Origin of the sequence: Bacteroides sp. AM16-13 (genome assembly GCF_003602705.1) — a bacterium.
Classification (GTDB): domain Bacteria; phylum Bacteroidota; class Bacteroidia; order Bacteroidales; family Bacteroidaceae; genus Bacteroides; species Bacteroides xylanisolvens.
The window spans coordinates 5,211-10,675 of sequence record NZ_QTLK01000049.1; the positions used below are offsets into that span (position 1 = coordinate 5,211).

The following is a 5,465-nucleotide window of genomic DNA, read 5'->3' on the forward strand; positions in this document are numbered from 1 at the left end:
ATATCTGATACCCCCTTGAATAACCTATATTTAGAATTTACCAAGTACTTAGAGAACTTGGATAAAAATAATGTGATTAAAATCTTTAAGTGATAATATATATGAAAAGAATAGTAAAAAACAGTTTGTTTACAGCAATATTGATGGTGTGGGGGATGATGTATTCCTCATGCGAAGACTGGACAGACCCAGAAAGCATTAACATCCATTACTCTACATTTGAAGAGCAAAACCCACAACTGTATGCTGACTATATCAGAGATCTGAAACGCTACAAGGATGGAGAACATAAGTTAGTCTTTGTCTCTTTTGACAATCCGGAAACTAACCCAATCAATCAAACCGAACGTCTCACCGCTATACCGGACAGTGTGGATTTTATCTGTTTGAATAATCCGGAAAAGCTCTCGTCTGAAACACAGGCCGAAATGGTAAAAATACGCGAGAAGAATATCCGCACGCTTTCCTGCATTAATTATGAGAGTTTAGAACAAGAATGGAACAATAAGGCAAAGGATAATTCCGAATTGACGGAAGAAGATGCACAAAGATATCTGAATGAACGTACGGATGCTATGCTGGCTCTATGTGACAGTTATGGATATGATGGTATCCTAATTGACTATACAGGACTTTCAATGGTGGGTATGCAAGAAGATGTGTTACAACAATACAAGGCACGTCAGCAAAACTTCTTCAGCAGAGTGTTGGATTGGCGGATTAAGCATACCGACAAGACATTGGCTTTTTACGGTTATGTGCAGTATTTGGCTCCCGAAAACATGGATATGCTGGATAAATACAATCATCTGATACTGAAAACCGCTTCTTCTAAAAACATGGAGGATCTGACATTAAATGTTTTTATGGCTATTCAAGCAGGCATAGACGTAGCAGGAACGAATGCGGATCTTGTTCCAAAAGATCGTTTTATTGCCTGTACACAGTTTCCTCAACAGGAAGATAAGGATATGATAATTGGTTATTGGGATACACGGGATGCAAATGGAAATAAAGTATTGGCTGCACAAGGTACAGCTCAATGGATTGTACAGACATCACCAGATTATACCTGCACTGGTATTTTTATCATCAATATCCAAAAGGATTATTACAATAATACTTATGGAACAGTACGTGAAACTATTCATATAATGAATCCTAATAAATAGAAATACAATATGAAATTGCATATTTATCAATTAGCATTTATAGCACTTACTGCATTTACGGTAAGCAGCTGCAAGGATACGGATATTAATGATGAACATCATTATGACAATAAGCTTTATATAAGTTCGGTACCCGTAACAGAAGATTTACTGATTAAAGAAGATGTATTGTTTGACAGTCGTAAAATTACTTATCGGCTTGCTGCTCCTGTCGACAACGAAATCCAAGTCAGCTTTGATGCCAAACCATCTTTAGCGGCTACCTACAATCTAAGTTATGGAGATAATGCTACAGCACTTCCCGAAGCGTTTTATGATATTCCTGTGAAGAATGTTACGATTCAACCCGGAGGAATTTCTGGAGATGATATCATAGTGAATTTCGTTAATTTGAATCAATTGGACGACTCAAGACGTTATGTGTTGCCTGTTACAATCACAAATGTATCTGGAATTGGACTTCTTGAGAGTGCCCGTACTACTTATTTTATCATCAAAGGCGCTGCTCTTATTAATGTTGTAGCTAATATTAAAGAAAACTATTTTCCGATAAAATGGAATAGTGATGTAAGCAAGATGATTACTATTACAGTGGAAGCATTGGTACGAAGTGATGACTGGGTGGCCAAACGTGATAATGCACTAAGTTCTGTTTTTGGAATTGAAGATAATTTCCTTATACGTATCGGTGATGGCGACCGTCCACGTGATCAACTTCAGGCATTTGTGCCAGGTGGAAGTTTTCCTCCAGCAAATCACGCACCAGGTATTGGACTTCCGGTAGACGAATGGGTACACATAGCTGTTGTGTATAACACTGTCAATAAAAACCGAATCTATTACAAGAATGGTGTGGCGGTGTATAAAGACCAGTCAGCAAATAGTACGGTTGATTTAACTAAGAATTGCTATATAGGCCGTTCTTTTGATGGTACCCGCTGGCTTCCGGGAGAAATTTCAGAGGTTCGTATTTGGAGCGTAGAAAGAACTGCAGAGCAAATTGCAGATAATCCTTATAAAGTAAATCCTGCCAGTGAAGGACTTGTAGCCTACTGGAAATTTAATGAGGGGTCTGGAAAGGTTGTTATAGATCGTACAGGTAATGGAAATGATATCACTGCGAGTAAAGATCCGATATGGGTTCCTGTAGAACTTCCTCAAATATATTAATCCTTTTAATTAAAAAGAATATTATTATGAAACAAAAATATCTGATAACAGGGTTGATGGTTGCCATATTTGCAGGCGGCATAACTTGCCTTACCTCTTGTGATGATGATCTTGTCATAAATAAAGCAATAGATGAGTCAGCATATACTGGCATTTATGAAAACAATGGATACTTGCGTGACGGAAAGTCCAATTTGTCCTCTAACGTAGTGGAGCTATACAAAGATACTTATACTACTTCTGTAAAAATGAGTCTTAGTAAAATGGCGAGTACCAGTACTTCTGCTCAAGTAATTATTGATGCAGACTATTTGGATACTTATAACAAAGAGCATGAAACCGATTTTGAATTGTATCCTGCGCACCTGGTTTCTTTTAAGAATGACGGGAAGCTTATTGTAGATGCACAAACAAAATCTGTTCAGACTGACATCACCATTCAGGCAGACGGCACTTTGAAAGAAGATAAAACCTATGCTTTACCTATAGCTCTTACCCACGTAAGTAGCGACATTACCATAAAAGATGAGAAAGCTGGTCATTGTATTTATTTGATAAAAGATATGAGAAAGCTGGGAAACACTTACAAAGGGGAAGATGTAGTAAAGTCATTTGTCTTCTTTGATGGTACAAATCCACTGAATGCTCTTTCTTTTCAACTGGAAAACGGAAAATTGCTGTGGGATGTAGTTTCCCCATTTGCTGCCAATATCAACTGGGATGCACAAGCCCAACGCCCTTATTTAAAATGTAATGCTTACATACAATATTTGCTAGACAATAATGAGAAATTTTTGCAACCACTTCGTAAACGTGGAACTAAAATAGTATTAGGGATACTTAGTAACGGGGATATAACAGGAGTGGCGCAACTTTCTAAACAAGGTGCCAAAGACTTTGCACGAGAACTAGCTCAGTATTGCAAAGCATATAATCTGGACGGGGTATGTTTTGATGACGAATATGAAGGTGCTTATGATCCGAATAATCCAGCATTAACAAAGCCTAGTGAGGAGGCTGCGGCACGTCTATGCTACGAAACAAAACAAGCAATGCCTGATAAAATCGTAGCAGTATATGCATTAAGAAGAATGTATAGTTCGAAGGCAACCGTTGTTGATGGAGTAACTATTAAAAACTGGATAGATATTGTAGTTGGTGATTATGGTAGAGATCCTTCTCAAGTTCCGTATGGGGACCTGACATCCAAAGAATGTTCCGGTCAATCCATGGAGTTTGTTAGAGGTACAGGTGGCGATTTACAGGGACAAAGACTGATAAACCAAGGTTCTGGATGGTTTATGGGCTTTTCACCGAAGCCGGAAAATTATGGCAATGTATTCCGGCGTCTGTCTGATGTGAAAACTCTGTATGGTTCTCCGTTACAAGCACCTACCGTGTTCTACAAGGACAATGATGCCACACCTTACCAATATCCCGATGATTTGCAATAATTTAAAAAACAATTGTAGAAATGAGAACACTTTATAGATTTTTCTTATTGTTGGCAGTCGGTTCGCTGACAGCCCTTTCTGGATGCGGCGAAGATGAAACTCCAAGTCTGGCTACCTATCCGGATAACAATTTTTCTCTTGTGGCGGAAGACGGAGAAGGTTCGGAAATAATAGTGAATGCCACCTATAATAATGAGGGTATATTAGAATTCGATAAACCCGCAATATTCACCTTTCGTTTTAACGCTTCACCCGAGGACGCAATAGTTACTTTTGAGCCAATCGGAGAAGATGTTGAGTTAAGTGATACCAAATTGATAATTCCGGCAGGCTATACGGATGCCAGTGTTACTTTGGGTATAAAAAATATGGATGTTTTTCAATCTAATTACGATGAAGCTACCTATAATTTAGGAGTGAGAGCTACTGTGCAAGGATATAAAATGCCATCTATTACCTTGGAGGCAAAAGCTTTGATAAAGAAAGAGGCGTATGTAGCTACAGGTTTCTTGGAAGGAAAAGTCGGTAATAAAACTACATTCGAACATACTTATTTCAACGGAGAATTTAAGGACACGGAGCGGAATCTATATACATTCAGTGTACAATTGGATCGTCCTGCTCGGAAAGATGTAAAGGTGAAACTTACAACGGAAGGAGTGGATGACGAATACCTGAAAGACATTAGTATTACTCCTGCAGAAATTATAATTCCTGCTGGTGAAAAGACATCAGGAGATATTACTTGGGAGATTACTAATGACTTTTTGTTGCGTACATCGGACGACTCGTCAAACACATTAAATATCACAGCTGTTTTTGAATGTGAAGATCCGGTCTTCGTGCAGGATGAGAAAAGAAGTTCTTTCACCTTGAATATAAATAAATATATAAGAGGATTTGAACACATATCTTACAAACGGCCTTCCGGTTGGATAGAATGGGCCAAACAGGGTTGGTCTGTAGATGTGGAAGATAGTAGTGATTTTTATCAAAACGATGGTGGCGGTTCGCTTATTGATGGTGAAACCAAAGGTAACTATGAAGGTATATGTTCTGATGGAGATATTTCATTTACACTCGATATGGGAGAGGAAAAAACAATCACTGGAGTAGGTCTTGATTATATATATTATTATGCTCCTCAAAATGTACAATTATCAGTTTCTTCTGATGGAAACACATGGAATTATCTAGGAAAAGTAGCTACTGCTGATGAGAATGCCGATTACTATCAATTCATTGAATCTATAACTGCACGGTATGTGAAATTTGATCTTTTGGCTTCTTGGGGATGTGAGCTTTATGAAATATACGTCTTTAAGTAGTATTGAGTCTAAAAAGAATATAGGTTAAAGTTTGTATTCGAGAGGCTGTCTCAAGATTGTTTTTGAGTCAGCCTCTTTTTAATTGCTTTTTCAAAGAACGGGCAGGCGCTAACTTTTCCAAGTCTAACGTTTGCTCATGTTCCTAAATATTTGAATTAAATGCTACATAGTGAAATAAAATATCTATCATAGTATCATTTATTTCAATAATCTTTTAATTATCAAAGGAATAAGTATGATAGATAGCTTTTAGAAAATGCATCTATCATACTTTTACCAGTAAAAACAGTAAGCGTCTCGGCGATGCCGCCCCCCCTCAAAAAAAATAGAAGTAGCATCTC

Annotated in this window: 4 protein-coding genes; all 4 read left to right on the plus strand. The window is 37.7% G+C overall.

Going from position 1 to position 5,465, the window contains the following annotated elements; genetic code table 11:
• Positions 1-101 precede the first annotated feature (101 nt).
• From DW173_RS23130 to DW173_RS23145, 4 genes are read left to right on the plus strand one after another with little or no spacing between them, the layout of a single operon-like run.
• Entirely contained in the window at positions 102-1,172 is a 1,071-nt protein-coding gene (locus DW173_RS23130) for a glycoside hydrolase family 18 (protein ID WP_120145308.1), read from the plus strand.
• Positions 1,173-1,181: 9 nt separating this feature from the next.
• Positions 1,182-2,342, plus strand: coding sequence for a DUF1735 and LamG domain-containing protein (locus tag DW173_RS23135; RefSeq protein WP_117685346.1), 1,161 nt, complete (start codon positions 1,182-1,184; stop codon positions 2,340-2,342).
• A 26-nt stretch (positions 2,343-2,368) separates the two neighbouring features.
• Entirely contained in the window at positions 2,369-3,796 is a 1,428-nt protein-coding gene (locus tag DW173_RS23140) for a BT_3987 domain-containing protein (protein ID WP_117685344.1), read from the plus strand.
• A 20-nt stretch (positions 3,797-3,816) separates the two neighbouring features.
• The gene (locus tag DW173_RS23145; protein WP_120145309.1) at positions 3,817-5,124 is read left to right on the plus strand and encodes a DUF4989 domain-containing protein; all 1,308 of its coding nucleotides are present in this window, start codon (positions 3,817-3,819) and stop codon (positions 5,122-5,124) included.
• The last annotated feature ends 341 nt before the right edge of the window (positions 5,125-5,465 follow it).